This is a genomic window from Pseudomonas sp. RIT-PI-AD, assembly GCF_025642785.1.
Lineage (GTDB): Bacteria > Pseudomonadota > Gammaproteobacteria > Pseudomonadales > Pseudomonadaceae > Pseudomonas_T.
This window is the reverse complement of sequence record NZ_JANZKU010000004.1, coordinates 12,121-38,329: the sequence shown is the minus strand read 5'-3', so window position 1 is coordinate 38,329 and position 26,209 is coordinate 12,121. Positions and strand designations below refer to the sequence as shown.

The following is a 26,209-nucleotide window of genomic DNA, read 5'->3' as shown; positions in this document are numbered from 1 at the left end:
CGAACCCTCGCGCTGCGCGGAGCCATCTTTGCGCGACGCATGCCGAATCCTCCCTGCGCGATCCGCCGCGCAAGAAGCCGCTAGCTCGGTTGCGCCGCCGGCAGCCAGGTATCCAGCAGTGCGATCAGATCCTCGCGGCGGAAGGGCTTCGCCAGGTAATCGTTCATGCCGGCGGCACGGCAGCGCTCGCGCTCGTCCGGCAGCGCGTTGGCGGTCAAGGCGATGATCGGCAGCTCCGGCCAGCGGCCGCTCTGGCGGATTCGCCGGCTGGCTTCGTAGCCATCCATCACCGGCATGTTGCAGTCCATCAGGATCAGGTCGACCGACGCCTGGGACAGGTAATTCAACGCCTCCTCGCCATGCCCGGCGACGCTCACTTCACACCCGAGCTTGCTCAGCATCCCCTTGGCCACCAACTGATTCACCGGGTTGTCCTCGACCAGCAGGATGTGGGCATTGCGCCGCACGGTGGGGGGACGGGCGCTGATCGCCGCCGGAGCCGCGGGTTCCTGGTGCAGCGCACGGCGCAGCGCGTGGTACAGCGTGCTGCGCGACAGCGGCCGGGGCAGTTGCTCCATGGGTGTCAGGGCCGCGCTTTGCGCGCTCGGCATGAAGCTTCCGTAGGCGGTGACCAGCAGGAAAGGCACCGGCAACGCCGGGCGCAGTTCGAGCAGGCGCTCGGGGCTGTCGCCGATGACCAGGTCGGCGTGGACGCTTGGCGGCTGCTCACCCAGAGGCTGGAATCCCAGTCCCCAGGCCGGCAGCCAGGCCTTGAGCATGTCCATCAGCCCGCTGTTGGCCGCGCACAGCAGCAAGGCCTGGCCCTGGAGCGGCGCCCAGTGCAGCGGTGGCGTATGGGTCGGCAACGGCAGCTCGGCGACGAACTGGCTGCCCAGGCCTTCGCTGGAGCTGACCTCCAGGGCGCCGCGCATGGCTTCGCAGAGCTTGCGGGTCAGGGCCAGGCCCAGCCCGGTGCCGCCGTACTGGCGGGTGATGATCGCGCCGCCCTGGGCGAAGGGCTGGAACAGTCGCGGCAGGGTGTCGGCGGAAATGCCGATGCCGGTGTCGCGCACCGCGATGCTGATGCCGGTGGCGCTCGGTGCGACGCGGACATCCACGCGGCCGAAACGGGTGAACTTGAGGGCATTGGACAGCAGGTTGCTGACCACCTGGCGTACCCGGGTCGGGTCGCCGTGGACCATGGCCGGCAACTGGGGGTCGATCAGGCAGGTCAGCTCGACCCCCGGCGACGCGTTCTGCGACAGCAGGCTGGCGGTTTCCTCCACCAGGGCGCCGAGGTCGAACGGAATGCGCTCCAGCTCCAGTTGCCCGGCCTCGAACTTGGACAGGTCGAGAATATCGTTGAGCAGCTCCACCAGGACTTCGCCGGAGTCGTAGGCGATATCCAGTTGCTGGCGCTGCTCGTCGCTCAAGGGGCCGTCCAGGGCCAGCGCCAGCATGCCGAGCAGGCCATTCAGCGGGGTGCGGATCTCGTGGCTCATGTTCGCCACGAAGGCGGCGCGCGCCTGGGCCATTTCCAGCGCCTGGGCGCGAGCGACATCGAGTTCCTGGTTGGACTGGCTGAGGCGATCATTGGCGGCCTTGAGCGCCGCGGTGCGCTCGGAGACGATGTTTTCCAATTCGCCTAGGTACCCGGTCAGGCGATCCTCGGCCTGCCGACGTTGCTCGTTCTCGCTGGCGATACTGGCCAGTTGGCGATTGGTCACTTCCACCAGCACGCCGATCTCGTCCTTCTCATGGCCTGGTGGGCAAGGGAGGCGATCCCGCGCCAAGGAGAGGATGTCGCGTTCGCTGAGCGAGCGGATCAGCCCGACCAGCGGCTTGGTCAGCATGGCGTAGAACAGCACCAGGAGGATCAGCGACAGCAGCAGGCTGCGCACGAAGCCGACCACCAGGGTCAGCAGCGCGCGACGCAGGAAGCTGCTGCCGAACGCGTAGGTGTCGATTTCCAGGTTGAGGGTGCCGAGGTTTTCCAGCGGGGCGTGAGTGATGTACAGCGGATCGGTGAAGTAGCGGCGTTCGCCGAAGAGGAAGTCGCTCAACATCCGGTCGCCGCTTTCGCTGCGGGGTCGTTTCACCCGGGCCAGGACCATGCCGCTGTTGTCGACGATCTCCGCGCCGATCACCGCCGGCGAGCGCAGCAAGCCGAGCACCAGTTCCTGGGCCAGCTCGGCGTCGATGTTGTAGGCGATGCGTGCGGCGGGACTGTGGCTGATTTCCAGAAGCGTGCGAATTTCCCGGTCGATGGAGGCATCTTCGGTCGCGAAGTCGATGCCGACCTGGATCAGGCTGAGCAGCAGGCCGAGCATGAACGCCACCAACACCGTCAGACTGGCTTGTTTGAATGACAGGCGTTGGGTGAGCGATATATCCATGGGCTACAAACTCGGCCTTGTTCCCTGCGCAGCCCAAGCATAGCCTATCCCCCGTCCCGGTAGACCCGTCCTGCGCCGGCGCGCGAGCGTCCGGTGCGCCGAAGCCTAGGAGTAGCGTGTGGATTCCCGTCTGAATGATTTTCTTGACCGTGTCGACCAAGTGCTGGCACGCCTCGATCCCCTGTTGCCGGCCCAGCCGCCGGTCATCGACTGGACCCAGTGTCTCGCGGCCCGTTGGCACCGCGAGGGCCGTAGCGGCTACCTGCAGCCGTTGCAGGTCAGCCTCGACCTGGATCTGACCGACCTGATCGGCATCGATACCCAGCGCGAGCACCTGGCGCGCAACACCCGCCAGTTCGTCGCCGGCCTGCCGGCCAACCACGCGCTGCTGTGGGGCGCGCGCGGCACCGGAAAATCCTCGCTGGTACGCGCGCTGCTCGGCGAGCACGCAGCGGCTGGCCTGCGCCTGATCGAGATCGAGCGCGACCACCTGGCCGATCTGCCGCGGCTGGTGGAGTGCCTGGCGGGCTTGCCGCAGCGCTTCGTGCTGTTCTGCGACGACCTGTCGTTCGACGCCGGGGAGGGCGATTTCCGCGTGCTGAAGAGCGTGCTGGACGGTTCCTTGGAGCGCGCGCCGGACAACGTGCTGTTGTACGCCACCTCCAATCGCCGCCACCTGGTGCCGGAGCACGAAAGCGACAACGAGAACTGGAAACGGGTGGACGGCGAACTGCATCCGAACGAAGCGGTGGAGGACAAGATCGCGCTTTCCGACCGGTTCGGCCTCTGGCTGTCTTTCTATCCCTTCACCCAGGATCATTACCTGGCGGTGGTGCGGCACTGGATCGAGGTGCTGGCCGCGTCGGCGCAGCTCGACTGGCAGTGGGACGACGAGCTGGGCAAGCTCGCCATTCGCTGGGCGCTGGGGCGGGGCAATCGCAACGGCCGCTGCGCCTACCAATTCGCCCGCCAGTGGGTCGGCACCGCCTTGCTGGAGTCTTCGCCATGATCGATTTGCAACACGCCGGCGCGGGTCTGCAAGGCTATGGGTTGCTGGCGGCCCAGTTGGAAGCCCTGCTGGCCGACGAGCGCGACTTCATCGCCAACGCCTCGCAGTTCGCCGCGTTCCTCTACCACGAGTTGCCGGATCTGAACTGGGCGGGGTTCTACCTGAACAAGCAGGATCAACTGGTCCTCGGGCCATTCCAGGGCAAGGTCGCGTGCGTGCGCATTCCGTTCGGCAAGGGCGTCTGTGGCGCGGCGGCGCTGACCAGGTCGACCCAGCGCGTCGAGGACGTGCACGCCTTCCCCGGGCACATCGCCTGCGACAGCGCTTCCAACAGCGAACTGGTGGTGCCGTTGCTCGACGGCGACCGGCTGATCGGCGTGCTCGACCTGGACAGTCCGAAAACGGCGCGCTTCAGCGCAGAGGATCAGGCGGGGATAGAGCGATTGGCGGAGATCTTTCTGCGCGCCAGCGATGGCTGACGAAGGCCTGAGGGTGCGTCGGGGGGCGAACCCTCAGGCGCGTAGTGCGCGGCGTCAGCGGGCGCCGCACAGCTGCGCGAGCACCTGCCGCTCGCCGGTCAGCAGGTCTCGCACCAGGGGGCGTGCCTTGATCCGGGCGTAATGCGCGGCGAGCTTTGGCCAGCGCTGCTCGTCCAGCGTCTCGCCGGCGTACTCCAGGTTCACCCACTGGCAGACCGTCGCCAGGTCCGCGACGCTCAAAGCCCCTCCGACGAAATAATCGGCATCGCCCAGGGCCCTTTCGAGGTAGTCGAGGTGCGGCGGCAGTTTCTCCAGGTGAGCCTGCACGGCCGCCTCGTCGCTCGCTTTGCCCATGATGGGTTTCAGCACCCGGTTGCGGAACACACCGAAGGTGGTGAGCGGCGCCAACTCGTAGTCGGCGTATTTCTCCAGCCAGCGCACCCGCGCGCGGGCCTCGGGATCGGACCCGCACAAGGGCTGGCGGTCGGTGTGCTTGTCCTGGAGGTATTGGCAGATGACGCTGGAGTCAGCGAGGGTGAAATCGCCGTCGCGCAGGGCGGGGATCCGCGCCAGCGGGTTCAATTCGCGATACCAGGCGGGGGCGGCCCAGGGCGTGACCATTTCCAGATGGTAGTCGAGCGCCTGCTCGGCCAGGAACAGGCGCACTTTGCGGACGAAGGGAGAAAGCGGAGCGCCGTACAACGTCAAACTCATCGGATGTCCTCGGGTTGTCCCGTAGCGAAAAGGTGAGTCACTCGTAGAAGTTCTTCTTGCGCCAGATATCTTCTTCTTCCGTCAGCTCCTTGAGCCCGTCGTTGAGTTGGCTGTTTTCCTCGTCCTCCGGGTTGGCGTTGTCCTCCATCACCAGGGCCGTGGCTTTCTCCAGATGGGCTTGCAACTGGGACAGCTGCTTCTGGTAATGGCCGGGTTCCGGCTGCTTGCGCAGGTACTGCACGCCCCGTTCGAAGGACAACCTGGCCTGGCGCGGCTGCTTCTGCATGAGCAACTGCTGGCCCATGTTGGTGAAGAACTCGACGTGCAGGTAGACCAGCATATGGCGCAGTTCCTTGGCCCAGCTCTTGGCTTCGATGGGCTGCAGGAAACCGTCCTTCACCGCCCGGCCGAGTTGGCCGTGGAGGGTTTCCAGGAGGAACCTGACTTCCTTGGCCTTGGCTTCGCTGAGCACCGGCTGGACGAGATTGCCGACGGTGATGGCGTCGCCCTTGGCGACCTCGGCGCGCAGTTCCTGGAGGCGGGCTTGCAGCGCCGCGTTGCCTTTATCCACCAGCGCCATGCGTTCGCTGAGTTGCATGAGCAGCCGGGTGAGCATCAGCTTCAGCGCGGGCGACATCAATTGCCCCGGCAGCGAGTCGGACACCTCCGCGCAGCGCCGCAGGCGATCGCTCAGGTCGGCCTTGAGCCGGGCCTTTTCCAGCTTGCTGCTTTCCATCATGTGGTTGATGTAACCGATGCCGAACAAGGCCACGACGACAACGACGATCAAGCTGGTAATCAGGAGTGGCGACACCGTTACGTTCTCCCATGGGCGGCTTTCGCCCGAGTGTAGTGCCTTAGTCAAAACGCTGATAGAGAGGTGTCGCGAATTGGCTCGAAGTCGTTGATTTGAAAAATTTTTATCGAAGGGTTGACGAACCCCGAACGGCTCCATAAAATGCGCGCCACTTCCAGCGTAAAGCCTAAAGCGAAACGCCGGAAGCCGGAAAATCTGTTGTAAGTTCCGGGCCGCGTCCCCTTCGTCTAGTGGCCTAGGACACCGCCCTTTCACGGCGGTAACAGGGGTTCGAGTCCCCTAGGGGACGCCATATTGCGGGAATAGCTCAGTTGGTAGAGCACGACCTTGCCAAGGTCGGGGTCGCGAGTTCGAGTCTCGTTTCCCGCTCCAAATCTGGAGCAATGGACTTCACCAAGGTCCATGACTCATCGAAGAAGAGGCCGAAAGGCCTCTTTTTTCGTTTCCGCTCCACTGAAAATTCCTCCGGCGTGGCGTCCTGTCGCGTTATTCGCGGCCCGCCTTTCTGCGCTCGTTCCCCGCCAGGGCGTGATCACTCTGCAAGCGTCGTGGCCTGCGGCGTCCTTGCCGCATCGCTCGTGTCGGTGTCAGTCGCGGTCGCGTTTCGCCCGTTCGCGTGCGGCCTGCATGAGCTGGCGATCACGCCAAGCCACCCGTTCCTCCCAATCTTCCAGAGGCACCAGGGCGCGTCGCTGGCTTTCGACGGTGGCGACCAGCTCCGCCGTCCAGGGGTCCTGTTGACCGCGTTCCGCGCCCATGCGGGCGTAGGCGGGTCCCATTTTCTGGGCGTGGGAGCCGATGCCGCCGCGGGTGTTGAGGTCGACGGTCTCGAAAGGGCCCATGAAGGCCCAGCGCAAGCCGAGCCCCTGGCTGACCACCTTGTCGATATCCGCCACCGAGCTTATACCGTCGCGCACCAGGCAATAGGCCTCGCGCAACAGCGCGCCCTGCAGGCGATTGAAGACGAAGCCCTCGATCTCCCGGTTCAGGCGTATCGGCGACAGGCCGGCCTCGGCGTAGAGCGCCGAGGCGCGCTCGACGACGTCGGGCTCGGTGAACGGAGCCGGGACGATCTCGATCACCGGCAGCAGGTAAGGGGGGTTGCCGGGGTGCGCCACGAGGCAGCGGGCGCGGCCGGGCAGCTCCCCGGCGAAGCGCGAGCTGGGCAGCGCCGACGAGGAACTGGCGAGGATCGCCGAGGCGGGCGCGCAGGCGTCGAGTCGGCGGAACAGCTCGACCTTGAGGTCGAGGCGCTCCGGGGCGCATTCCTGGACCAGGCTGGCGTCGGCGACCGCCGTCTCCAGGTCGGCGTGCAGGCTGATCCGTGCGCACAGCGCCGAGGGCGTTTCCTCGAGCAGGCCGTAGCGCGAGAGGTCGGCGCAGCGATCGGCGACCTCGTCCAGGGCCGTTTTCAATCTTTGAGGGTCGGGGTCTTGCAGGCGCAGGGTCCAGCCGGCGCGGGCGAAGACGATGGCGAAGGCCACGCCGATGCTGCCGGCGCCGATCACGGCGACCACGGGTGAAGAGGGGTTCATGGGCGGGTCCTGTTTCGGGGAGTGGAAGGGATTCTCAATGAACGACGCGGACCATGGCGCTCCTGCCGGGCGCGGTATGGACCCGGATGAAGCCGCTGAGGCGAGCGTCCAGTTGCGGGTCGCCGCTGTCGACGAACAGGCGGCCCTGGGGCAGGGCGGCGATTTTCGCGCTGCTCGCCAGGACGTGCAGGCGATCCGCGGGCAGGTTCGCCAGCAGCCGGGGGCCGATCTGTTGATTGCCGCGGCCGAACAGGCAGCCCTGGCCGCCGGTCACGCTGACCACGACGTGGGTGGGATGGCGCGCCGCCAGTGCCAGCAGTTCGGTTTCGCTGGCGTCGCGGCAGACCAGCTCGCGTCCCAGGTAAGCGTCCACCCCCAGCAGCGTGGCCTGGCCGTTCAGCCGCTCGGCCAGGGCCTGGATCGTCCGCCCCGGCCCGAGGATGTAGAGGTGGTCCCCCCGCAGGGTCTCGGCGAAGGCCGCGGCGACGGCTTCGGCGGCGCGGTCGGGATTCGCGCCGGAGGCCTTGGCGCTTTGCAGGTGCTGCCTGTCGGCGGGCACCCGGGCATAGCCATGCAATCGGGTGCTGACCCGGTCGGCCCGCGAGGCGCTTTCGTCGATGTCGAGCAGTTCCGCCTCTTGGGTGTCGATCCGTCCGCTCGCATAACGCAGCGCCAGTTCGCCGGCATGCTCCGGGGACAGCGCGAACACCCCGGAATACATCTTCACGCCGCAGGGAATGCCGAGGATCGGCGGCGGCTGCGGAGCACCCGCCAGGGCCTGCGCCACGTCGCGCGCGGTACCGTCGCCGCCGGCGAACAGCAGCAGGTCGACGCCTTCCTCGAGGAAGGCCGCGCAGGCGTCTTGAGTGTCGCGAGCCGAGCCCTGCGGGTGCGGCGGGCCGATCACCCGCGCTTCGATCCCGGCTTCTCGGCAGACCTGCTCGCCCAGTTCGCCGGTGGCGGTGATCACTTCCATCTGGCTGCCGGCCAGCCGCTGCAAGGCCCGCAGGGCGCGGGCGGGCGCGTTACCGTGGGCACCCAGCCGGCGGGCTCGGGCGACCACCTCGGCACCGTCGCTGCCCTTCAGGCCGACCGCTCCGCCCAGGCCGGCGAAGGGGTTGATCACCAGCCCCAGTGTGAAACCCATGGCATGCCTCGTCGAAGATTGACTGCGAAAGCGTTGCAGGATCGATTGTGCGCGATGCAAACTAAGGTTCGCATTTTCCTACTATTGCGTTCGGAGGCAGCATGAGTCAATCCGCAACAGCACATCCGTTCATGGCCAACTCGCTGGCTTCCATCAAGCAGGAGATGCTGGATGCGGTGGGGGTCCAGGATATCGAGGCGCTCTTCGAGCAAATTCCCACAGCCCATCGACTCGCCGAACTTCCCGAACTAATGGGCGCCATGCGCTCTGAAATGGCCCTGGGTCGACATCTCAAGGACATCCTGGCGCGTAATCGCAATTGCGCCGACACCCTGAGCTTCCTGGGCGGCGGGTGCTGGCGTCATCACGTGCCGGCCATTTGCAACGAAATCGTCGGACGAAGCGAGTTCCTCACCTCGGTGTGGGGCACGCCCTCGTCGGACCAGGGTCGCTGCCAGGCCTGGTTCGAGTTCAGCAGCCAGCTCGGCGAACTGGTGAACTGCGACTACGTCGGCCTGCCGGTCTACAGCTGGGGATGCGCCGCCGGTCACGCCCTGCGCATGGCCTCGCGGCTCACCGGGCGCCGCGTGGTGCTGCTGCCGGAAATCATCGACCCGGAGCGCCTGGCGGTCATCCGCAACTACTGCGAGCCGGCGATGACGGGGGAATTGACGATCGAATTCATCGCCGCCGACCCGGCGAGCGGCGGACTGGACCTGCACGACCTGCGCGCCAGGCTCGACGAGCGCGTGGCGGCGGTCTACCTGGAGATGCCCAGTTACTTCGGCCTGATCGAGGCGGCGGTCGAGGAGGTCGCGGCGCTGGTCCACGGGCAGGGGGCGGAGTTCGTCGTCGGGGTCGACCCGATTTCCCTCGGCGTGCTGGCGCCGCCGCCCGACTACGGCGCCGACATCGTGGTGGGCACCACCCAGACCCTGGGCATTCCCATGTACGGCGGCGGCGGGCTGGGCGGTTTCATCGCCACCCGTGACGAAGAGCGCTATGCCCGCGAGTACCCGACCCTGTTGATCAGCCTGACCACCACCCTGCGTCCCGGCGAGCGCGGTTTCGGCTTGTCCCTGGCCGAGCAGTCTTCCTACGGCGCCCGCGAGAACGGCAAGGACTGGACCGGCAATTCGGTCTATCTGTGGGCGATCGCCAACGCCGTCTATATGTCCCTGATGGGGCCGCAGGGCTTCCGCGAGGTGGGCGAGCTGATCGTCAGCCAAGCCCATGCCGCGGCGCGCCGGCTCGGCGAGTTGCCGGGCGTCGCGATCCGCCATGGCGAGGCCTTCTTCAAGGAGTTCGTGGTGGATTTCAACGCCAGCGGCAAGACCGTCGCGGCGATCAACGAGGCGCTGGTCGCCCGTGGCATCTTCGGCGGGCACGACCTCAGCGGGGAATTCCCGGGGCTCGGCCAATGCGCCCTGTACTGCGTGACCGAATTGCACGATGACGCCGACCTCGACCGTCTGATCCAAACCCTGAGCGAGGTACTGAGCCATGACTGAGCCCGTCGAATTGCGTCGCTACCAGGCGGCCGTGTGGGACGAACCGGTGGTGATGGAGCTGGGCCGCGCTGGCCGGCGTGGGGTGGTCTTTCCCCGGCCGGCGGGGGGCGTCGACCTCGAAGGCATTCCGCCCGGGCTGCGCCGCAAGGCCTTGCCGGGGCTGCCGGAAATGTCCGAGCCGGACGTGCTGCGGCATTACCTGCATCTCTCGCAGCAGACCCTGGGCATGATGGGCATCTCGCTGTTCGGCACCTGCACCATGAAATACAACGCTCGGGTCAACGAGGCGATCACCGCCCTGGACGACGTGGCACAGTTGCATCCCCGGCAGGCCGAGGCGACCCTGCAAGGCTCCCTGCAGATCATGCACGACCTGGAGCTGAACCTGCGCGCGCTGTCCGGCATGGATCGCTTCGTGTTCCAGGCGGCCGGCGGCGCCGACGCGGCCTTCCTGCATGTCTGCGTGACCCGCGCCTACCATGCGGCCCGCGGCGAGTTGGAAACCCGCGACGAGATCATCACCTCCATCCAGTCCCACCCCTGCAACCCGGCCACCGCGGCCACCGCCGGCTTCAAGATCGTGACCCTGCCGCTGGAGGAGAACGGCTACCCCTCCCTGGACGCGCTGAAGGCCGCGGTGTCGCCGCGGACCGCGGCGCTGATGATCAACAACCCCGACGACATGGGCATCTACAACCCGGACATCGCCGAATGGGTGCGGATCGTCCACGAGGCCGGCGGCCTGTGTTTCTACGACCACGCCAACTTCAATGGGGTGATGAGCAAGATCCGCGCGCGCGACCTGGGCTTCGACGCCTGCATGTTCATGCTGCACAAGACCTTCGGCGCGCCCAAGGGCGGCGGCGGGCCGGCGGTCGGCGCCTATGGTTGCAGCGAGGCGCTGCTGCCCTACCTGCCGGGCCCCGTGCTGGTGAAGGAGGACGACGGCTTCCATCTGCGCGCGGGCGGGCCCCACAGCATCGGTCGGGTCCGCGAATTCCTCGGCAACCTTCCGCAGATGATCAAGGCCTACGCCTGGATCAGGGCCATGGGCATCGAAGGCATCGCCGAGGCGTCCGACCTGTCGGTGCTCGCCAACAACTACATGGGCAAGGCGCTCGCGCGGATCCGTGGGGTGAGCTGTTCCCATCCGCACATTGACGCCTGGCGCCTGGAGATGACGCGCTTCAGCCTGGAGACCCTGGAGCGGGAGACCGGGATCACCGCCTACGACGTGCAGAACCGCATGGTCGACTATGGCGTGGATGCCTTCTGGCTGGCCCACGAGCCCTGGGTGATCCCGCAACCCTTCACCCCCGAGGCGGGGGAGATGTGGTCCAAGGAGGACCTGGACTACTGGATCGCGGTGCTCGCCAAGGTGTGCCAGGAAGCCTACGAGGACCCCGAGCGGGTGCGCACCGCGCCACACAATCACCCCATCGGCCGGCTGGACCCCGCTCCGCTGGAAGATCCGGCTCGCTGGGCGACCACCTGGCGCGCCTACAAGCGCAAGCACGGAGTCGAATAGCCCGCCAAAAAAGGGCCGGTGCCTAGCCCCTGGCGATGCCGCGCCTCAGTGGATCGCTCCGGACGGGCCAGGCGACGGCGTCACCGCCCCGTCATCGGCGCGGGCCAAAGCCGCGTCGTGCAAGGGCCGTGATCCGCTGCGACAGCGGTGCGGCGGAATCGGCTTTGGCTTTTCCTCGGCACGGCGGCAGACAGGCGGGATGCCGTCGGACAGCGCGATGCGCAACGGGCGTGGAAAGCAGGGCGGTAGCCTTCATGCTGTCGCGCGCCTGCTGCCAGGCGACGAAGACCCGCGACAGCGGCGACTGTTCGATGCGCAAAGGCTCGGCCGCGCGGATGAAATGCCGCTCTTCGGCCATGGCCGGCACGCCGTGCCGATGACCTGGTGCCCTCCCGGCCCCTATGCCTCGGTCGTGGGTGCTGCCGGAGCTTTTTTCGATCTCGCCAGCAGCCACACCAGTGGCAATTGCGCGATCACCGCCAGGCCCAGGCCTGCCCACGGCGTCAGCGCCATGCCGTTCCGCGTTACCAAGGCGCTGCCGAGCGTTTCGCCCAGCGTGATGCCCAGATTGAAAGCGGAAATATTCAGCGCCGAGGCAAAGCCGACCGCATGGGGCGTCCAGCGTTCGGCTGTCTCCAGCATGCCGGCCTGAAACCCCGGCGACATACCGAAGGCGAGGAATCCCCAGACGAACAGCAAGGCCACCATCGGCATCCGATAGGGCATCAGCGACTCCAGCGCGACGAGCGAAAGCGACAGCCCGATCAGCATCCATCGCAGCGTCGGCGCCCAACCCCAATGAGCCGCCCAGCGGCCTCCCGCGAGATTGCCCACCAGGGTGGCGGCTCCGAAAACCACCAACGACAGGCTGGCCCCATGGATCGAGAAGCCGGCGATCCCGGTCAGGATGGGTGTGATGAAGGTGAAGGCCGGAAAGCTGGCGCCGAAGCCCAGTACCGTGATGCTCATCATCGCCAGGATTTCGGGGCGTACCAAGGCCGCCAACTGCGTGCCGGCCCGGCCGGTTTTTCGGGCGGGTAGGGCAGGCACCCAGCGCAAGGTCGCCAGCCAGCCCGCTGCCGCCAGCATGGCCACCGCGAGGAACGGCAGCCGCCAGCCCAGCGCGTTGCCGATCAGGCTACCCAAAGGCACGCCCACCACCATCGCCAGCGTCAGCCCGGCGAACATCAGCGCCAGGGCGCGGCTGGCCTGGCCCTCGGGGGCCAGGCGCGCCGCCACCGTTGCGCCGATGGCGAAGAAGCTGCCGTGTGCGACGGCCGTCACCATGCGTCCGCCCAGCAGCATGGCGTAGCTGTGTGAAACGGCCGACAGCAGATTGCCCGCCAGGAAAACAGCGATCAGTCCGAGCAGCACGGGCTTGCCAGGAAATCGCGCCAGCCCGAGCACCACCAGCGGCGTACCGATGGCCAGCGCCAGCGCATACAGCCCGACCAAGCCGCCTGCCCGCGCCAGCGGTATCGCCAGATCGGCAGCGATGGCCGGCAGCACGCCGACCACGATGAACTCGGCCACGCCGATGGCAAAGGCCGTGACCGCCAGCGCCCAGATGCCGGGCTGCGATTGCCGGGGCCGGGTCATGGCGCGTCATTTCCCGCCATGGCGGCCGGGTAGTCGGTGTAACCGACTTGCGCGCCGCCGAAGAAGTGATTGCCATCGGGTTCGTTCAGCGGCAAACCTCGCCGCAGGCGGTTGGGCAGGTCGGGGTTGGCGACGAAGGGCCGGCCAAAGCCGATCAGGTCGGCCCAGCCATCGTGCAATGCCGTTTCGGCGCGCTCGGCCGTGTATCGGCCCGCGTAGATCAGCGTGCCGCGATAGATCAACCGCAACGCCTCCTTGAACGCCGGTGGCATCTCGGGCGCGTCCTCCCAATCGGCTTCGGCGATGTGGAGATAAACCACGCCGATGTCGTCGAGCGCTTTGGCGGCGCCCAGGTAAGTCGCTTGCGGCGTGTCGTCCACCGTCCCTTGCAGCGTGGTCAGCGGTGCCAGGCGCACCCCCAGGCGTTCCGGCCCGGTGACCGCCGCGACGGCTTCGCTGACTTCGCGCAAGAATCGCAGCCGATTGGGCAGCGAGCCTCCATAGCCATCCGTGCGCGTATTCGCCCGGGAGTCGATGAACTGGTTGATCAGGTAGCCATTGGCGCCATGCAATTCCACGCCATCGAAGCCGGCCTCCAGCGCGTTGCGCGCGGCGCTGGCGAAGTCCCGTACGACTTGGGCGATTTCCGCCTCGGACAAGGCGCGCGGCACGGAATGCTGCACCATTCCGCCGACGCCGGTTTCCGGCCCTTTGCCATCGGGGTCGATGAACACCTTGACGCCATCGGCCACCCGCGGCGAAGACGATACGGGCGCCGCGCCACCGGGTTGCAGGGAAACGTGCGACACGCGGCCGACGTGCCAGAGCTGCGCGAAGAGGCGCCCGCCGGCGGCATGTACGGCATCGGTGACGCCGCGCCAGCCGGCTATTTGCTCGGGCGTGTGGATGCCGGGCGTCCAGGCGTAGCCCTGGCCCTGCTGGCTGATCTGCGTACCCTCGCTGATGATCAGGCCGGCCGAAGCGCGCTGGGCGTAATACTCCGCCATCAACGCAGTGGGCACATTGCCGGCAGCCGCCCGCGAGCGGGTCATCGGGGGCATGACGATGCGGTTGGGAAGCGCCAGGCCGCCCAGGCGATAGGAGGTGAACAGCATGATTCAACGCTCCTGCGACGTCTTGGAGGAAACAGTGCCCGGCATGGCATCCAGCCCCGGCAGCAGCGCTTCGAGATCGACCGCTTCGGCCATCGCACGGTTGCCTTCATCGCCAGGGTGCAGGTGGTCGCCGGAGTCGTAGCGCGCGGCAATCCGGGTCGGATGGACGGAATCGCGCAGGGTCGCATCGAAGTCGATCACCGCATCGAATACGCCGCTCTGGCGAATCCAGTCGTTCACCCGCTGGCGCAGGGCGTCCTTGTCGGGGTGGTAGTAGTTGCCCAGCGGCGTGCCGGGCAATGCGCCCTCGAAAGGCGTCAGCGTGGCGCCGATCACGCGCACGCCGCGCGCATGGGCCTGTGCCACCACTTGCCGGTAGCCGGCCGCCAGCGCATCCAGCGTCGGGCGCGGCGCATCCGGCGCGAAGGCGGTACCCGGCCAGGAAATGTCGTTGATGCCCAGCATCACGATCAGGCTTTGCACGCCAGGCTGGGCCAGTACGTCGCGCTCCAGTCGCGCCAGTGCGTTGACGCCCATGCCGTCGGACAGCAGCCGCGCGCCGGAGATACCCGCATTGACGACCGCCACGCCATGCCGGGCCAGCCGGGTGGCGAGGAAGTCCGGCCAGCGGCTGTCCTTGTCGAGGCTCGCGGTCGCGCCGTCGGTTATGGAGTCGCCCATCACCACGACTGCCCGCGCGACCTGTTCGGTTTCGACCTGGATGCCCGCCAGCAGCGGACGGGCCGTGGTGCGCTGCGTGGCGGCATCGGCTTTCGTCCATGTCGCGCTCGAGGTTTGGTCGCCGGGCGCGATTAAGGTCGTCTGGCGGCCGTCCCAGTGGAAGGTGCTCACGGGCGTTGCATTCGGCAGGTGGATGCTGACCGCCACCTGGGCAAGCGCCGGCACCTGCAAGGCCACGGGGTCGCTGACCAGCGATGCGCCTGGAAGGATCGTTGCCCCCTCCTGCCCGCCGAAGGTCACCGACCGCAGGCTGCCAGCGGCAATCGCCCCCTTCGCGTCTGGCCGCGCGAGGGTGGTCTTGCCCACGACGACCGGCTCGCGACCGTAGGCGTTGGACAGCACGACGCGCAGGCGTGACCCGCCCAGGCTGATGCGCGCCACCTGGCGCACGCTCTGGTCATGCAAGAGCGGCGGGACATTGGAGGGAAACAGAAAGTCCGTTCCCCAGGTGGGTTGCGGGCTGGCCTGCCAGCTTGCCACCCAGCTCAGCTTGTCCGCCCGCGCGGTCGCGGCGGGTAGGGCTGCGCCCGCCGCGACCGCCAAGGCCAGCATGGCCGAGGCCCTGGAACGTAATGTCATGGGATTGCCCTTTTGGTGAATTGAAAAACTGCGGATGGCCAAATTATGAGTTCGGGGATCAGCTTGGAGTAGGCTGTCCGGAGGAACATCATTTGTGAGTTCACTTCATCGAGGACACGCCCTTGGCCCGTCTTGAAGTCAACCGATCCGGCGAGCTGGAAGTGTTCGTGCGGGTCATCGAGCTGGGCGGCTTTTCCGCCGCCGCCCGCGCCTGTGGCATGACGCCCTCGGCCGTCAGCAAGCTGGTTGCGCGGCTGGAACAGCGCTTGGGCACGCGCCTGGTAAACCGCTCCACCCGCCAGCTCCAGCTCACCGCCGAAGGCTGCGCGTTCTACGAGCGCGGCGTGCGCATCCTGGCCGACCTGGAAGAAGCCGAACGCTGCGCCAGCGAGCACACTGCCCCGCGCGGTCGCCTGCGGGTGAATGCCAACGTGCCGTTCGGCCACCATTTCCTGCTGCCGCTGGTGCCCGAATTCCTGCAGCGCCATCCCGACGTGACGCTGGACATCGTGTTGACCGACGAGGTCATCGACATCCTGGAGCAGCGCACCGACGTGGCCGTGCGCGCCGGCCCGCTGAAAAGCTCGACCCTGATAGCGCGCACGCTCGGCGCCACGCGTATGGTGATCGTCGGCGCGCCGGGCTACCTGGCGAGGCATGGCACGCCTGCCACTCCGGAGGCGCTGCTGGCGCACAACCGCCTGGGTGCGAACTACGCGCGGGCGCAATCCGGCTGGCCGCTGCGCCATGCGGGCGACGATCTTGTGCTGCCAGTGACCGGCAACGCCCAGGCCAGCGATGGCGAGGCATTGCACCGGCTGGCCCTGGCCGGACTCGGGCTGGCGCGTCTGGCGGCTTTCCAGGTGCGTGACGACATCGCCGCCGGCCGCCTGCTGCCCGTACTCGAAGACTGCAATCCGGGCGATGTCGAGGAAGTCCACGCGATCTATGTCGGCCAAGGCGGCTACTTGCCGCTGCGCGTGCGTGCCTTTCTGGATTTCCTGGCCGAACGGGTGGACGTCGGGCAGGGGGCGGTGCGTGCCTAACGTGGGGGGCGCTTCGCGTTGCCGGCATGGCGCTGGGCCGCGCCATCGAGCCTCGGCCTAGCCCGGCGAATTGTGGTGTTGGAGTCATCGTGAACACAAAAAAGCCCCGTCGGGTGACGGGGCCTGCGCGCCCGAGTGCGGCGTCGAGTCTCGTTCAGCCTTTCCAGTGGCCTTCGGCGTGCAGCCCGGCGAACACCTTGTCCACCGCGCGGCGGGCGCGGGCCACCATCTCGGCGGTTTCCTCTTCGCTGATGACGAATGGCGGCGAGAAGGAAATCGAATCGCCCTGGGGCAGGGCGCGGGTGATCAGGCCTTCTTCGAGGGCGGCGCGGGCGATCCGCCCGGCTACTTTCAGGGCGGGATCGAACGGGGTCGCCGGGTCGCGCCGGGCGACGAATTCCACTGCGCCCATCAGGCCCACGCCCCGGATGTCGCCGACGGCCGGGTGGTCGGCGAAGCTTTCGCGAAGCAGCCGGTGCATCAGTTCGCCGCGCGCCGCGGCCTGGGCCACCAGGCCTTCGTCCTCGATGATCTGCAGGTTGGTCAGCGCCGCCGCGGCCGCCAGCGGGTGGCCGCTGTAGGTGTAGCCGTGGGCGAAGGCGCCATAGCGTTCGCCGCCCAGCAGCAGGCCCTGCCAGATTTTCTCCGAGAGGATGCAGGCGGACAGCGGCACGTAGGCCGAGGTGATGCCCTTGGCCACGGTCATCAGGTCCGGGCGCATGCCCATCTTCTCGCTGCCGAACGTGGTGCCCAGGCGGCCGAAACCGCAGATCACTTCGTCGGCGATCAGCAGCACGTCGTATTTGTCCAGCACGGCCTGGATCGCCGCGTAATAGCCAGGGGGCGGCACGATCACGCCGCCGGCGCCCATCACCGGTTCCATGATCATCGCCGCGACGGTTTCCGGGCCTTCTTCGAGGATCAGGTTTTCCAGGTCGGCCGCCAGGCGCGCGACGAAGGCGGCGTCGCTCTGCCCGGGTTCGGCCTGCCACAGGCGGTGCGGCGCGGTGGTGTGGCGGACGAAGGGCAACGGCAGGTCGAAGCCGTTGTGCATGCTCTGCAGGCCGGTCAGGCCGGCGGAGACGATTGTCACACCGTGGTAGCCGCGCTGGCGCGCGATGATCTTCTTCTTCTGCGGCAGGCCGCGGGCGTTGTTGTAGTACCAGACCAGTTTCACTTGAGTGTCGTTGGCGTCGGAACCGGAGTTGCCGAAGAACACTTTCGACATGGGCACCGGCGACAGCTCGATCAGCTTCTCCGCGAGGAGGATCGAGGTGTCGGTGCCCATCGACGAGAACGAATGATAGTAGGGCAGGCGCATCGCCTGGTCGTGCAGGGTGGTGGCGATCTCCTTGCGCCCATAGCCGATGTTGACGCACCACAGCCCGGCCATCGAATCGATGTAGCGACGGCCCTCGCTGTCCTCCAGCCAGACCCCTTCGCCCTTGACCATGACCAGCGGGCCCTTGCGTTCATGCTCGGCCAGGGCGGTGAACGGATGCATCAGATACTGCCGATCCTTGTCGTGAAGCGCGGCCGATGGAGTGCTCAGGTTCATTGGAATCTCCTGTCTGAATCAAAATTAGAAGGTGATTTTGTGCGCATTGCGGTGTTATGGGCGTTATGCGAACATGAATGTAGCATCTTGAACCCGTATCGAGGAAACAAATCATGCTGAACTTGAAAGATCCTTCGCTGCTCCAGCAGGCCATCTTCGTCGAGGGCGCCTGGCGGGTTCCGGAAGGCTGCGGCTGGATCGAGGTGAGCAACCCGAGCACCGGCGACGCGGTGGGCCGGGTGCCCAAGGCGGGGCGGGCGGAAACCGTCGCGGCGATCGAGGCGGCGGAGCGGGCCTTCCGCGCCTGGTCGGTGCGGCCGGCCGCCGAGCGGGCGCGGATCGTCAAGCGCTGGTACGAATTGATCGTCGAGCACGCCGACGATCTGGCGCTGATCCTCACCGTCGAGCAAGGCAAGCCGCTGGCGGAAGCCAAGGGCGAGATCCTCTATGGCGCGGCGTTCTTCGAGTGGTCGGCGGAGGAAGCCAAGCGCCTGTATGGGGAAATCCTGCCGGCGCCGCAGCGCGGGCAGCGGATGATGGTGCTGCGCCAGCCGATCGGCGTCTGCGCGGCGATCACGCCGTGGAATTTCCCCATGGCGATGATCCCGCGCAAGGCCGGCCCGGCCATCGCGGCGGGCTGCAGCATGGTGCTCAAGCCGGCCAGCGCGACGCCCTTTTCGGCCCTGGCGCTGGCGGAGCTGGGCCGGCGCGCCGGCTTGCCGGCTGGCGTCTTCAACGTGGTGACCGGCTCCGCCGGCGAGGTGGGCGACGAACTGACCAGCCACCCGCTGGTGCGCAAGGTCACCTTCACCGGTTCCACCGAGGTCGGTCGCACCCTGATGGCCAGGGCGGCGGGCACCATCAAGAAGGTCGCCCTGGAACTGGGCGGCAACGCCCCGCTAATCGTGTTCGACGACGCGGACCTGGAGGTGGCGGTGGCCGGTGCCATGGCCTCCAAGTTCCGCAACATGGGCCAGACCTGCGTCTGCGCCAACCGCCTGTACGTCCAGGCCGGCATCCACGATCGTTTCGTCGAGCGCCTCGCCGAGGCGGTCGCCGCCCTGCGGGTGGGCGATGGCCTGCTGCCGGGCACCCAGCAAGGGCCGTTGATCGACGAGGCCGCGGTGGAGAAAGTCCAGGCGCATATCGACGATGCCCTGGCGCGGGGCGCGCAGCTGGTGACCGGCGGCAAGCGCCACGCCCTGGGACGGACTTTCTACGAGCCCACGGTACTCGCCGAGGTGACCGCCGAGATGCGCATCGCCCGCGAGGAAACCTTCGGCCCGGTGGCCCCGGTGTTCCGCTTCGAGACCGAGGCGCAGGCGATCGAGGCGGCCAACGCCACCGAGTTCGGGCTCGCGGCCTATTTCTTCACGCGCGACAATGGGCGCGTCTGGCGCGTCAGCGAGGCGCTGGAGTTCGGCATCGTCGGGGTGAATACCGGGGCCACTTCCTACGAAGGCGCGCCGTTCGGCGGGGTGAAATCCTCGGGGATCGGCCGCGAGGGCTCGCACCACGCCATCGAAGAGTTCACCGAGCTCAAATATGTTTGCGTGGCCGAGGTGGGCTGATATATTTCCAGCTGATTGGTCTGTGCGCCTACCGCACAGACCTTATAAAAAAGGAATGCTGCAATGCTCGAAACGGAATCATCAATCGACGACGAGAATCGTGATCGCGATTATGTTGGTTCTTTCGCCCGCGGCCTCGAGGTCATCAAGACCTTCACCCGGCACACGCCGCGCCGCACCCTCAGCGAGGTGGCCGAAGCCAGCAACATGAGCCGCGCCACGGCGCGGCGCTTCCTGCTGACCCTGGTCCGCGAGGGCTATGCCGAGACCGACGGGAAGTACTTCAGCCTCAAGCCGAAGATCCTCGAGATCGGCTTCTCCGCCTTGTCTTCGATGAACATCTGGGACGTGGCCCAGCCGATCATGAACGCCCTGGCCGCGCGTCTGCAGGAGTCCTGCTTCGCCGCGGTGCTCGACGGCGACTCGGTGATCTACGTCGCCCGGGCCAATTCGACCCGGGTGGTCAACATCAGCATTTCCATCGGCAGCCGCTCGCCGGCCCACACCGTCTCCACCGGGCGCGTGCTGCTGGCGGCGCTGCCGGAGGCCGAGCTGCAGGACTACCTGGAAAAGACCACGCTGACCAAGTTCACCCAATACACGGTGACGTCCAAGGTCAAGCTGCGCGAGCTGATCAACGAGACGCGGCTGCGCGGCTGGTCGATCGTCGACCAAGAGCTGGAGATCAGCCTGCGTTCCATTTCCGTGCCCATCCGCGACCGTGACGGTCGGGTGGTCGCCGCGCTCAACGTACCCTGTCCGACCGAGCGTGTGACCCAGCAGGACATGAGCACGCGCATTCTCACGGAATTGCTGGAAGCCTCGAAAAACATCACTCAGGCCCTGCAAGGCTAGGCCCATTCCTCTGGCCGCATGCGCGGCCGGCAGCACACGCGCCCCGAATCCCGGGGCGTTTTTGTTCGTGTCCTTCATGCGCCTTCTTGGTGCAGTACTTTCGTGAACATTGGTTTGCATTGCGCACATACGTGCGCTAGCGTTACACGCATCATCTAGAACAACAATCGATAACGATGAATGCCGCATCCGATCGGTCCGCCCCTGGCGTCCCCGTCCACCTCTCGCCCCTTGGGCGCCTGCCCGACGTCCGCCTCGATCGAGGCCGCGCGTCGCGTTCCCTCGTCGGCCTTGACCGGCCAGCTCACCCCGCGCCGCGCACCGATGCCGTGCGCAGGCCCTTTCAAGGAGTTGCTGCATGCATGACCTGAACGGAAAGACCCTGCTCGTCACCGGTGCGTCGAAAGGCATCGGCGCCGCCATCGCGACCGCCCTCGGCGCGGCGGGCGCCCGGGTCATTGCTCATTACGGCGGCGATCGCGCGGGCGCCGAGGCCGCGCTGGCGGAGGTCCCCCCGGAGCGGAAATTGCTGCTGCAAGCCGACCTGCACGACCCTCGCGCGGTGGAGTCGCTCTGGGCGCGTGCCCAGGCCTGGCAAGGCCGTATCGACGGCTTCATCAACAATGCCGCGATCATGCGCTGGCACGGAGGCATGGCGGCCGACGACGGCGCCTGGGACGAGGTGTGGGAGGAGACCCTGAACGTCAACGTGCTGGCCCCGGCGCGGCTGATCCGCCGCGCGGTCGCGCACTTCCAGGCCAGTGGCGGCGGTGTGCTGATCAGCATTTCCAGTTGGGCCGCGCAGCGTGGCGTGACCAACCCCGACACCCTGGCCTACGCCGCTTCCAAGGCCGCGGTGCGCTCCATGACCCAGACCGTGGCGCGGGCCTACGCTAAGCAGGGCATCCTCGCTTACATCGTGGCGCCCGGCGTGGTACGGACCCAGATGTCCGAAGTCTTCGCCCAGACCCAGGGCGGTGAGGAGGCCGTGACCGCGCAACTGGCGATGGGCGAATGGGTACCGCCGGGCGATATCGCCGAGCTGGTGACCTTTCTCGCCAGCGGGCGCTGCCGGCACCTGAGCGGCGCGACGCTGGACGTGAATGGGGCCAGTTATGTGCGCTGAGCGTGCGGCTCGCCTTATTTAAGTGCGCAATAAAAACAAATGTGCGCATGGCGCATAAAATTATTGACATAGAAGCGTTAAAGCCAGACATTGAGTTTCCAGCCGGTGGCTGGCGCGCCCATCAATCGAACCAGGGGGTCTCCCATGCTCAAATTGAACGCAGTCGTTCTCTCGCTGACCGTCGCTGTCATGGCGGTCTCCGGCGCCGTGCAGGCGCGCAGCCTCGACGAAATCATCAAGAGCGGAACCCTCCGCGTCGGGATCAACCCGAACTTCCCGCCGATGAGCTCGTACAACGACCAGAACGAGCTGACCGGCTTCGATATCGACGCGGCGAACGAGATCGCCCGCAACCTGAATGTCAAGGCAGAATTCGTGCCGACCGAAAGCGCCCAGCGCGTGCCTTTCCTGCAGTCCGACCGCATCGACATCTCCCTGGGCGCCCTGACGCGCAATTCCGAGCGCGCCAAGCTGATCGACTTCACCGTGCCCCTGCACACCGAGAGCATGGCGGTGCTGACCACCGAGAAACTCACCGCGAGCAACTGGAAGGAGCTGGACAGCCCCGACGTCAAGCTGGTGAACATGCGCGGCAACTGGTCGGTGGACTACCTGAAGAAAGAGCTGCCGAAAGCCAATGTCTTGCTGGTGGAAACCATCGCCGACACGGTTCGCGCGGTGGCCCAGGGCCGGGGCGACGCCATCGTCGAGAACATCGACTTCTTCATGGGCTTCACCAAGAACTACCCCGACGTGAAGTGGAAGGTGCTCAAGGACCCGATCTCGGTGGGCTACGACTGCATCGGCGTGGCCAAGAACAGCAGCGGCTTGCGCGACTACCTGAACGTGGTGCTGTTCGAGATGCACAGCAGCGGCTTCGTGAACAGCGCCTGGCAGAAAGCCTATGGCGCACCCATGCTCAAGCCGGTGGACGCGATCCCGTACTTCTAACTCCCGTGGCGATTCGCGCGGGCGGGCGGCCGCGCGCGAATCGACGAAAAGGACGGATAGCCTCGTGGACTACACCTTTCAGTTCTCCAACGTCATCACCAACCTCCCTTACCTGTTGAAGGGCGCGTTGCTGACCCTCGAAATCGCCTTCGTGTCCTTCTGGCTCGGCGCGGCCATCGGCCTGGCGGGCGCCATGGCCAAGCTGCATGGCGGGCGGGTGCTGCGCGGCGTGGTGAGCGTCTACATCACGCTGTTCACCAACACGCCGGCCCTGGTGCAGATCTTCTTCCTGTTCTATGCCTTGCCGGACGTGGGCATCGTGCTGGAGCCGATGACTGCCGTGCTGATCGGCCTGACCCTGAATTCCGGCGCCTACCTGATCGACATCCTGCGCTCCGGGGTCGAGTCGGTGCGCCAGGCGGAGATCGAGACCGCCACCACCCTGGGCATGTCCGGCTTGCAGACGGTGCGCTACGTGATCCTGCCGCACATCGCCAAGACCATCTACGCGCCCTTGTGCAACTTCTTCGTCTGGCTGGTGCTGGGGAGCTCGATCGGGGCGATTTTCGGGGTCGAGGAACTGACCGGCCGCGCCATCAACATTTCCACCGCCAACCTGCGCACCATCGAGACCTTCTCGGTGGTGGCGGCGATCTACGTGGCCCTGACCTTCGTCGCCTCCGTCGTGCTGGGGCTGGTCGGCCGTCACCTGTTCCGCGCCAAAATCAAGGTGTTCTGATGTTCGATCTGATCATTTCCCAGGCTCCGCGCTTCTTCACCGGGTACACCCTGGTCTTCATCCTCGAAGCCATGGGCCGGACCTTGCTGATGACGCTGATCGGCTGCTCCGTCGGGGCCCTGGCCGGGTTCGCGATCAGTGTGCTGCGCAGCACCACCGGCCAGTGGCTGGCCCCGCTGCGCCTGCTGGCGACCTTCTACGTGGAAGTGTTCCGGCGCATTCCCTTCCTGGTCATCCTGTTCATCGTGATGTACGCCTCGCAGGGCTTCGGCTCCACCGTCTCGCTGTCCACCATCGCCACCCTCTCGGTGTGCCTGGTGGCGACCGCGTTCCTCTCGGAGATCATCCGCGCCGGGCTGGAGTCGGTGCCGCGCCAGCAGCTGGAAGCGGCCCAGGTGATGAACTTCGGGTTCGCCCGCACCCTGTTCAGGGTGCTGCTGCCGCAGTCCTGGAAGGTCATCCTGCCGCCGGCCTTCGCCTTCATGGTGATGTTCATCAAGGACACCTCCCTGGCCTCGCAGATGGGCGTCGTCGAGTTGACGTTCGCCGGCAAGGTGCTGATGAACCGCGGCTATTCGCCCTTCCTGGTGTACGCCGTGGTGCTCGCTGCCTATTTCACCCTCTCGTACCCACTCAGCCGTCTGGGCGCCTACCTGGAGAATCGTCTTGCCTCACCTCAACGTCGTAAATCTGTCCAGCGCGTACGCGCACATACCGGTCCTGCAGAACGTGAGCTTGTCGGTCGACCGCGGTGAGGTGATCAGCCTCATCGGCCCTTCGGGGTCGGGTAAAAGCACGTTGCTGCGGGTGCTCATGGGGCTGTTGCCGCCCACCGACGGCCAGGTCCTGATCGACGACACGCCGCTCGACTACGTGTCGAAGAAGAGCCTGCGCACGGCGCGGGACAAGATGGCCATCGTGTTCCAGCAGTACAACCTGTTCCAGAACATGGACGTGCTGCGCAACGTGACCATCGCGCCGATCAAGATCAAGCGGCGTCCGCGCGCCGAGGTGGAAGCCGAGGCCAAGGCGCTGTTGCACAAGGTCGGGCTGGGGGAGAAGCACCATGCCTATCCCGACGAGCTGTCCGGCGGCCAGCAGCAGCGCGTGGCGATCGCCCGGGCGCTGGCGCTCAAGCCGCAGATCCTGCTGCTCGACGAGGTCACCGCGGCGCTGGACCCGGAACTGGTCAACGAGGTGCTGGACACGGTCCGCGGCCTGGCCCGGGAGGGCATCACCATGTTGCTGGTGTCCCACGAGATGGCCTTCGTCCGCGAGGTGTCCACGCGCATCGTGATGATGGATAAGGGCCAGGTGATCGAGGTGGGCACGCCGCAGCAAATCTTCGAGGCGCCCAGCGAGCCGCGGACCCGCGAATTCGTCGGCAAGATTCTCCGCCATTGATCATCTCCCGCCCGCCCTCGCGCCCGTTCGTCGAGGCGCGGGACGGGCGCCGTTCGCCGCAGGGGTAAGCACCATGGATCGCATCCCGATCACGTTCGAAGGCCAGGTCCTGTACGCCCGTCGCGGCGAATCCCTGGCCGCCGCCCTGATCGCCGGCGGGGTCCGGCATTTCCGCGAAACCCGCAACGGCGCCTGCCGCGGGCTCTTTTGCGGCATGGGGGTGTGCCAGGAATGCCTGGTGGAGATCGATGGCCGCCCCAACCAGCGGGCCTGCATGACCAAGGTGGTGACGCCGATGCGGGTCGCCCGCAGCCTCGCCGACGCGACCCTGCCGCTGGAGCGGTCGCGCAGCGAACCGGTCGAGGAAACCCAGGTGGAAACCCCCGACGTGCTGGTGATCGGCGCCGGGCCCGGCGGCTTGTCCGCCGCCCTGTCGGCGCGCCAGGCCGGTGCGCGGGTGGTGATGCTGGACGAGCGCAGCCTGGCCGGCGGCCAGTACTACAAGCAACTGAGCGTCGAAGGGCCGGACATCGCGCCGCCCGACCGCCAGCACCGCGAAGGGGCGCGGCTGATCGCCGAGGTGCGCGCGGCGGGCGTCGAGTTGATCGGCGATGCGCTGGTCTGGGGAGCGTTCGAGCCCGGCGAGTACGGGGTCGCCATCGAGGGTCGCAGCCAGCGCTGGAAGCCCCGTTGCACGGTGATCGCCACCGGCGCCTACGAGCGCGGCTGGGCGGTGCCGGGGTGGACCCTGCCGGGGGTGATGACCACCGGCGCGGCGCAGACCCTGTGGCGCACCGCGCGTCGGCTTCCCGGCCGGCGCGTGCTGATCGCCGGCAACGGACCGCTGAACCTGCAATTGGCGGCCGAATTGAGCGCCGGCGGGGCCGAGGTGGTCGCGGTGGTGGAGGCCGCGGTGGCGCCGGGCTTGGCGCAGCTCGGCGATTTGCTGCGCATGGCCTGCCTCGTGCCGCGGTTGCTGCTCGACGGCTTGGGCTATCGCCTGGCGTTGCGGCGCGGCAAGGGACGAATGATCCACGGCGCACTGGTGGCGGGGATCGAGGCCCGTGGCGAGTCGCTGCACGTCGCCCTGTGCCGGGCGGACGGCCAGCCGCTGGCGGATGCCTTCGAGGTCGATTGCGTCTGCCTGGGCTATGGCTTCGAGCCGGCCAACGAATTGCTCCGCGCCCTGGGGTGCGGGCACGACTACGACGCCGCGCGCCGCCAGTTGGTGACCCGTCGCGACGCCCAGGGCCAGACCGATATCCCCGGGGTCTACGCGCTCGGCGACTGCACCGGCCTCGGCGGTGCCAAGGCCGCATTGGCCGAGGGCCGGGTGATCGGCGTGGAGGCCGCCCGCGCCTGTGGCTACCGACCTTCCGCGGCGTTGCGCCGGGTCCACGACGCCGCGCTCGTCGAGCTGGAGCGCCAGCGTGCGTTCCAGAGCGCCTTGTGGAGCCTCTACCGCGCCGCGCCCAAGCCGCCGTCGGCGGGCGGCTGCCTGGTATGCCGCTGCGAAGAAGTCAGTTTCGCCACCCTGCAAGAGGCCCTCGACGAAGGCTTCAGTACCCTCGGCGCCATCAAGCGGCATACGCGCATCGGCATGGGTCGTTGCCAGGGTCGCTATTGCGCGGCGACCCTCGACGAACGCCTGTGCGCCCTCACCGGGCAGACCCGCAGCGACACCTCGGGGTTCGCTCCGCGCCTGCCGGTGAAGCCGGTGAGCATCACCGAGCTGGCCGGGACTGCGGAAAAACAGCGTTAATCATTTCGCGAACCATTGTTCGCCATG

General features: G+C 67.1%; 23 protein-coding genes and 2 tRNA genes. 15 read left to right on the top strand and 10 right to left on the bottom strand.

Translation table 11 applies throughout. The features are described 5' to 3' along the window. Positions 1–80 precede the first annotated feature (80 nt). The gene (locus tag OGL92_RS04535) at positions 81–2,396 is read right to left on the bottom strand and encodes a response regulator (protein ID WP_263141061.1); all 2,316 of its coding nucleotides are present in this window, start codon (positions 2,394–2,396) and stop codon (positions 81–83) included. A 118-nt stretch (positions 2,397–2,514) separates the two neighbouring features. Between OGL92_RS04535 and OGL92_RS04530 the strand changes: the two genes are divergently transcribed. Both OGL92_RS04530 and OGL92_RS04525 read left to right on the top strand, forming a co-directional pair. Next, positions 2,515–3,405 carry an ATP-binding protein gene (locus tag OGL92_RS04530; protein WP_263141059.1) on the top strand — a complete coding sequence of 297 codons (891 nt, stop codon included), beginning with the start codon at positions 2,515–2,517 and terminating at the stop codon, positions 3,403–3,405. After that, a complete protein-coding gene (locus OGL92_RS04525; RefSeq protein ID WP_263141056.1) occupies positions 3,402–3,884 on the top strand; it encodes a GAF domain-containing protein in 483 nt (160 codons plus the stop codon). Before OGL92_RS04530 ends, OGL92_RS04525 begins: the two co-directional genes overlap by 4 nt. Positions 3,885–3,938: 54 nt before the next feature. Here OGL92_RS04525 and OGL92_RS04520 read toward each other — a convergent pair whose 3' ends face one another. Together OGL92_RS04520 and OGL92_RS04515 are read right to left on the bottom strand one after the other, a co-directional pair. Beyond that, positions 3,939–4,598, bottom strand: coding sequence for a glutathione S-transferase family protein (locus tag OGL92_RS04520; RefSeq protein WP_263141054.1), 660 nt, complete (start codon positions 4,596–4,598; stop codon positions 3,939–3,941). 37 nt (positions 4,599–4,635) lie between these two features. After that, positions 4,636–5,412: a hypothetical protein gene (locus OGL92_RS04515; RefSeq protein WP_263141051.1), complete on the bottom strand. Its 777-nt coding sequence runs from the start codon at positions 5,410–5,412 to the stop codon at positions 4,636–4,638. Between the two features lie 219 nt (positions 5,413–5,631). Between OGL92_RS04515 and OGL92_RS04510 the strand changes: the two genes are divergently transcribed. Both OGL92_RS04510 and OGL92_RS04505 read left to right on the top strand, forming a co-directional pair. Beyond that, a tRNA-Glu gene (locus OGL92_RS04510) sits at positions 5,632–5,707 on the top strand. A 4-nt stretch (positions 5,708–5,711) separates the two neighbouring features. Then, positions 5,712–5,787: transfer RNA gene (locus OGL92_RS04505), tRNA-Gly, on the top strand. A 215-nt stretch (positions 5,788–6,002) separates the two neighbouring features. Here the strand turns inward: OGL92_RS04505 and OGL92_RS04500 are convergent. Together OGL92_RS04500 and OGL92_RS04495 are read right to left on the bottom strand one after the other, a co-directional pair. Next, positions 6,003–6,950 (bottom strand): 3-hydroxyacyl-CoA dehydrogenase, encoded by a 948-nt coding sequence (locus OGL92_RS04500; RefSeq protein WP_263141049.1) that lies wholly within the window; start codon positions 6,948–6,950, stop codon positions 6,003–6,005. A 34-nt stretch (positions 6,951–6,984) separates the two neighbouring features. After that, positions 6,985–8,097, bottom strand: a complete 1,113-nt coding sequence (locus OGL92_RS04495; protein ID WP_263141046.1) for an ATP-NAD kinase family protein — start codon at positions 8,095–8,097, stop codon at positions 6,985–6,987. 101 nt (positions 8,098–8,198) lie between these two features. Between OGL92_RS04495 and gcvPA the strand changes: the two genes are divergently transcribed. Both gcvPA and gcvPB read left to right on the top strand, forming a co-directional pair. Further along, positions 8,199–9,608: an aminomethyl-transferring glycine dehydrogenase subunit GcvPA gene (gcvPA, locus tag OGL92_RS04490; RefSeq protein WP_263141045.1), complete on the top strand. Its 1,410-nt coding sequence runs from the start codon at positions 8,199–8,201 to the stop codon at positions 9,606–9,608. Beyond that, positions 9,601–11,136, top strand: a complete 1,536-nt coding sequence (gene gcvPB / locus OGL92_RS04485; RefSeq protein WP_263141043.1) for an aminomethyl-transferring glycine dehydrogenase subunit GcvPB — start codon at positions 9,601–9,603, stop codon at positions 11,134–11,136. The genes gcvPA and gcvPB overlap by 8 nt, the downstream gene beginning before the upstream one ends. A gap of 91 nt (positions 11,137–11,227) precedes the next feature. Here gcvPB and OGL92_RS04480 read toward each other — a convergent pair whose 3' ends face one another. From OGL92_RS04480 to OGL92_RS04465, 4 genes are read right to left on the bottom strand one after another with little or no spacing between them, the layout of a single operon-like run. Then, positions 11,228–11,494, bottom strand: coding sequence for a hypothetical protein (locus tag OGL92_RS04480; protein WP_263141040.1), 267 nt, complete (start codon positions 11,492–11,494; stop codon positions 11,228–11,230). 41 nt (positions 11,495–11,535) lie between these two features. Next, on the bottom strand, positions 11,536–12,735 hold the full coding sequence (locus OGL92_RS04475) for an MFS transporter (protein WP_263141037.1): 1,200 nt from the start codon (positions 12,733–12,735) through the stop codon (positions 11,536–11,538). After that, positions 12,732–13,850 (bottom strand): alkene reductase, encoded by a 1,119-nt coding sequence (locus OGL92_RS04470; RefSeq protein WP_263141035.1) that lies wholly within the window; start codon positions 13,848–13,850, stop codon positions 12,732–12,734. Before OGL92_RS04470 ends, OGL92_RS04475 begins: the two co-directional genes overlap by 4 nt. A 3-nt stretch (positions 13,851–13,853) precedes the next feature. After that, positions 13,854–15,170, bottom strand: a complete 1,317-nt coding sequence (locus OGL92_RS04465) for an SGNH/GDSL hydrolase family protein (protein ID WP_263141032.1) — start codon at positions 15,168–15,170, stop codon at positions 13,854–13,856. Between the two features lie 122 nt (positions 15,171–15,292). Here OGL92_RS04465 and OGL92_RS04460 point away from each other — a divergent pair, with 122 nt between their 5' ends. After that, positions 15,293–16,216, top strand: coding sequence for a LysR family transcriptional regulator (locus OGL92_RS04460; protein ID WP_263141030.1), 924 nt, complete (start codon positions 15,293–15,295; stop codon positions 16,214–16,216). Between the two features lie 154 nt (positions 16,217–16,370). On the opposite strand, the gene OGL92_RS04455 is transcribed toward OGL92_RS04460, so the two are convergent. Further along, entirely contained in the window at positions 16,371–17,774 is a 1,404-nt protein-coding gene (locus OGL92_RS04455; RefSeq protein WP_263141028.1) for an aminotransferase, read from the bottom strand. Positions 17,775–17,890: 116 nt separating this feature from the next. Between OGL92_RS04455 and OGL92_RS04450 the strand changes: the two genes are divergently transcribed. The 8 genes from OGL92_RS04450 (at position 17,891) to OGL92_RS04415 (ending at position 26,182) form a co-directional block, all read left to right on the top strand. After that, a complete protein-coding gene (locus tag OGL92_RS04450) occupies positions 17,891–19,345 on the top strand; it encodes an NAD-dependent succinate-semialdehyde dehydrogenase (RefSeq protein ID WP_276583769.1) in 1,455 nt (484 codons plus the stop codon). Positions 19,346–19,408: 63 nt separating this feature from the next. Next, positions 19,409–20,200 (top strand): IclR family transcriptional regulator C-terminal domain-containing protein, encoded by a 792-nt coding sequence (locus tag OGL92_RS04445; RefSeq protein ID WP_263141022.1) that lies wholly within the window; start codon positions 19,409–19,411, stop codon positions 20,198–20,200. Between the two features lie 358 nt (positions 20,201–20,558). After that, positions 20,559–21,326, top strand: coding sequence for an SDR family oxidoreductase (locus OGL92_RS04440; protein ID WP_263141020.1), 768 nt, complete (start codon positions 20,559–20,561; stop codon positions 21,324–21,326). Between the two features lie 144 nt (positions 21,327–21,470). After that, positions 21,471–22,277, top strand: coding sequence for a transporter substrate-binding domain-containing protein (locus OGL92_RS04435; RefSeq protein ID WP_263141018.1), 807 nt, complete (start codon positions 21,471–21,473; stop codon positions 22,275–22,277). Positions 22,278–22,341: 64 nt separating this feature from the next. Continuing rightward, complete coding sequence (locus tag OGL92_RS04430; protein WP_263141017.1) at positions 22,342–23,016, top strand: amino acid ABC transporter permease; 675 nt, start codon at positions 22,342–22,344, stop codon at positions 23,014–23,016. Beyond that, on the top strand, positions 23,016–23,771 hold the full coding sequence (locus OGL92_RS04425) for an amino acid ABC transporter permease (protein ID WP_263141016.1): 756 nt from the start codon (positions 23,016–23,018) through the stop codon (positions 23,769–23,771). The genes OGL92_RS04430 and OGL92_RS04425 overlap by 1 nt, the downstream gene beginning before the upstream one ends. Next, a complete protein-coding gene (locus tag OGL92_RS04420) occupies positions 23,683–24,420 on the top strand; it encodes an amino acid ABC transporter ATP-binding protein (protein ID WP_263141013.1) in 738 nt (245 codons plus the stop codon). The genes OGL92_RS04425 and OGL92_RS04420 overlap by 89 nt, the downstream gene beginning before the upstream one ends. Before the next feature lie 73 nt (positions 24,421–24,493). After that, the gene (locus tag OGL92_RS04415; protein WP_263141010.1) at positions 24,494–26,182 is read left to right on the top strand and encodes an FAD-dependent oxidoreductase; all 1,689 of its coding nucleotides are present in this window, start codon (positions 24,494–24,496) and stop codon (positions 26,180–26,182) included. The last annotated feature ends 27 nt before the right edge of the window (positions 26,183–26,209 follow it).

Bases quoted from the DNA above. Each gene is read 5' to 3' on its own strand.
- OGL92_RS04415 (WP_263141010.1), top strand. From the start codon at position 24,494: ATGGATCGCATCCCGATCACGTTCGAAGGCCAGGTCCTGTACGCCCGT.
- OGL92_RS04455 (WP_263141028.1), bottom strand. From the start codon at position 17,774: ATGAACCTGAGCACTCCATCGGCCGCGCTTCACGACAAGGATCGGCAG.
- OGL92_RS04520 (WP_263141054.1), bottom strand. From the start codon at position 4,598: ATGAGTTTGACGTTGTACGGCGCTCCGCTTTCTCCCTTCGTCCGCAAA.
- OGL92_RS04480 (WP_263141040.1), bottom strand. From the start codon at position 11,494: ATGGCCGAAGAGCGGCATTTCATCCGCGCGGCCGAGCCTTTGCGCATC.
- gcvPA (WP_263141045.1), top strand. From the start codon at position 8,199: ATGAGTCAATCCGCAACAGCACATCCGTTCATGGCCAACTCGCTGGCT.
- OGL92_RS04495 (WP_263141046.1), bottom strand. From the start codon at position 8,097: ATGGGTTTCACACTGGGGCTGGTGATCAACCCCTTCGCCGGCCTGGGC.
- OGL92_RS04435 (WP_263141018.1), top strand. From the start codon at position 21,471: ATGCTCAAATTGAACGCAGTCGTTCTCTCGCTGACCGTCGCTGTCATG.
- OGL92_RS04425 (WP_263141016.1), top strand. From the start codon at position 23,016: ATGTTCGATCTGATCATTTCCCAGGCTCCGCGCTTCTTCACCGGGTAC.
- OGL92_RS04465 (WP_263141032.1), bottom strand. From the start codon at position 15,170: ATGACATTACGTTCCAGGGCCTCGGCCATGCTGGCCTTGGCGGTCGCG.
- OGL92_RS04440 (WP_263141020.1), top strand. From the start codon at position 20,559: ATGCATGACCTGAACGGAAAGACCCTGCTCGTCACCGGTGCGTCGAAA.
- OGL92_RS04475 (WP_263141037.1), bottom strand. From the start codon at position 12,735: ATGACCCGGCCCCGGCAATCGCAGCCCGGCATCTGGGCGCTGGCGGTC.
- gcvPB (WP_263141043.1), top strand. From the start codon at position 9,601: ATGACTGAGCCCGTCGAATTGCGTCGCTACCAGGCGGCCGTGTGGGAC.
- OGL92_RS04535 (WP_263141061.1), bottom strand. From the start codon at position 2,396: ATGGATATATCGCTCACCCAACGCCTGTCATTCAAACAAGCCAGTCTG.
- OGL92_RS04500 (WP_263141049.1), bottom strand. From the start codon at position 6,950: ATGAACCCCTCTTCACCCGTGGTCGCCGTGATCGGCGCCGGCAGCATC.
- OGL92_RS04470 (WP_263141035.1), bottom strand. From the start codon at position 13,850: ATGCTGTTCACCTCCTATCGCCTGGGCGGCCTGGCGCTTCCCAACCGC.
- OGL92_RS04445 (WP_263141022.1), top strand. From the start codon at position 19,409: ATGCTCGAAACGGAATCATCAATCGACGACGAGAATCGTGATCGCGAT.
- OGL92_RS04525 (WP_263141056.1), top strand. From the start codon at position 3,402: ATGATCGATTTGCAACACGCCGGCGCGGGTCTGCAAGGCTATGGGTTG.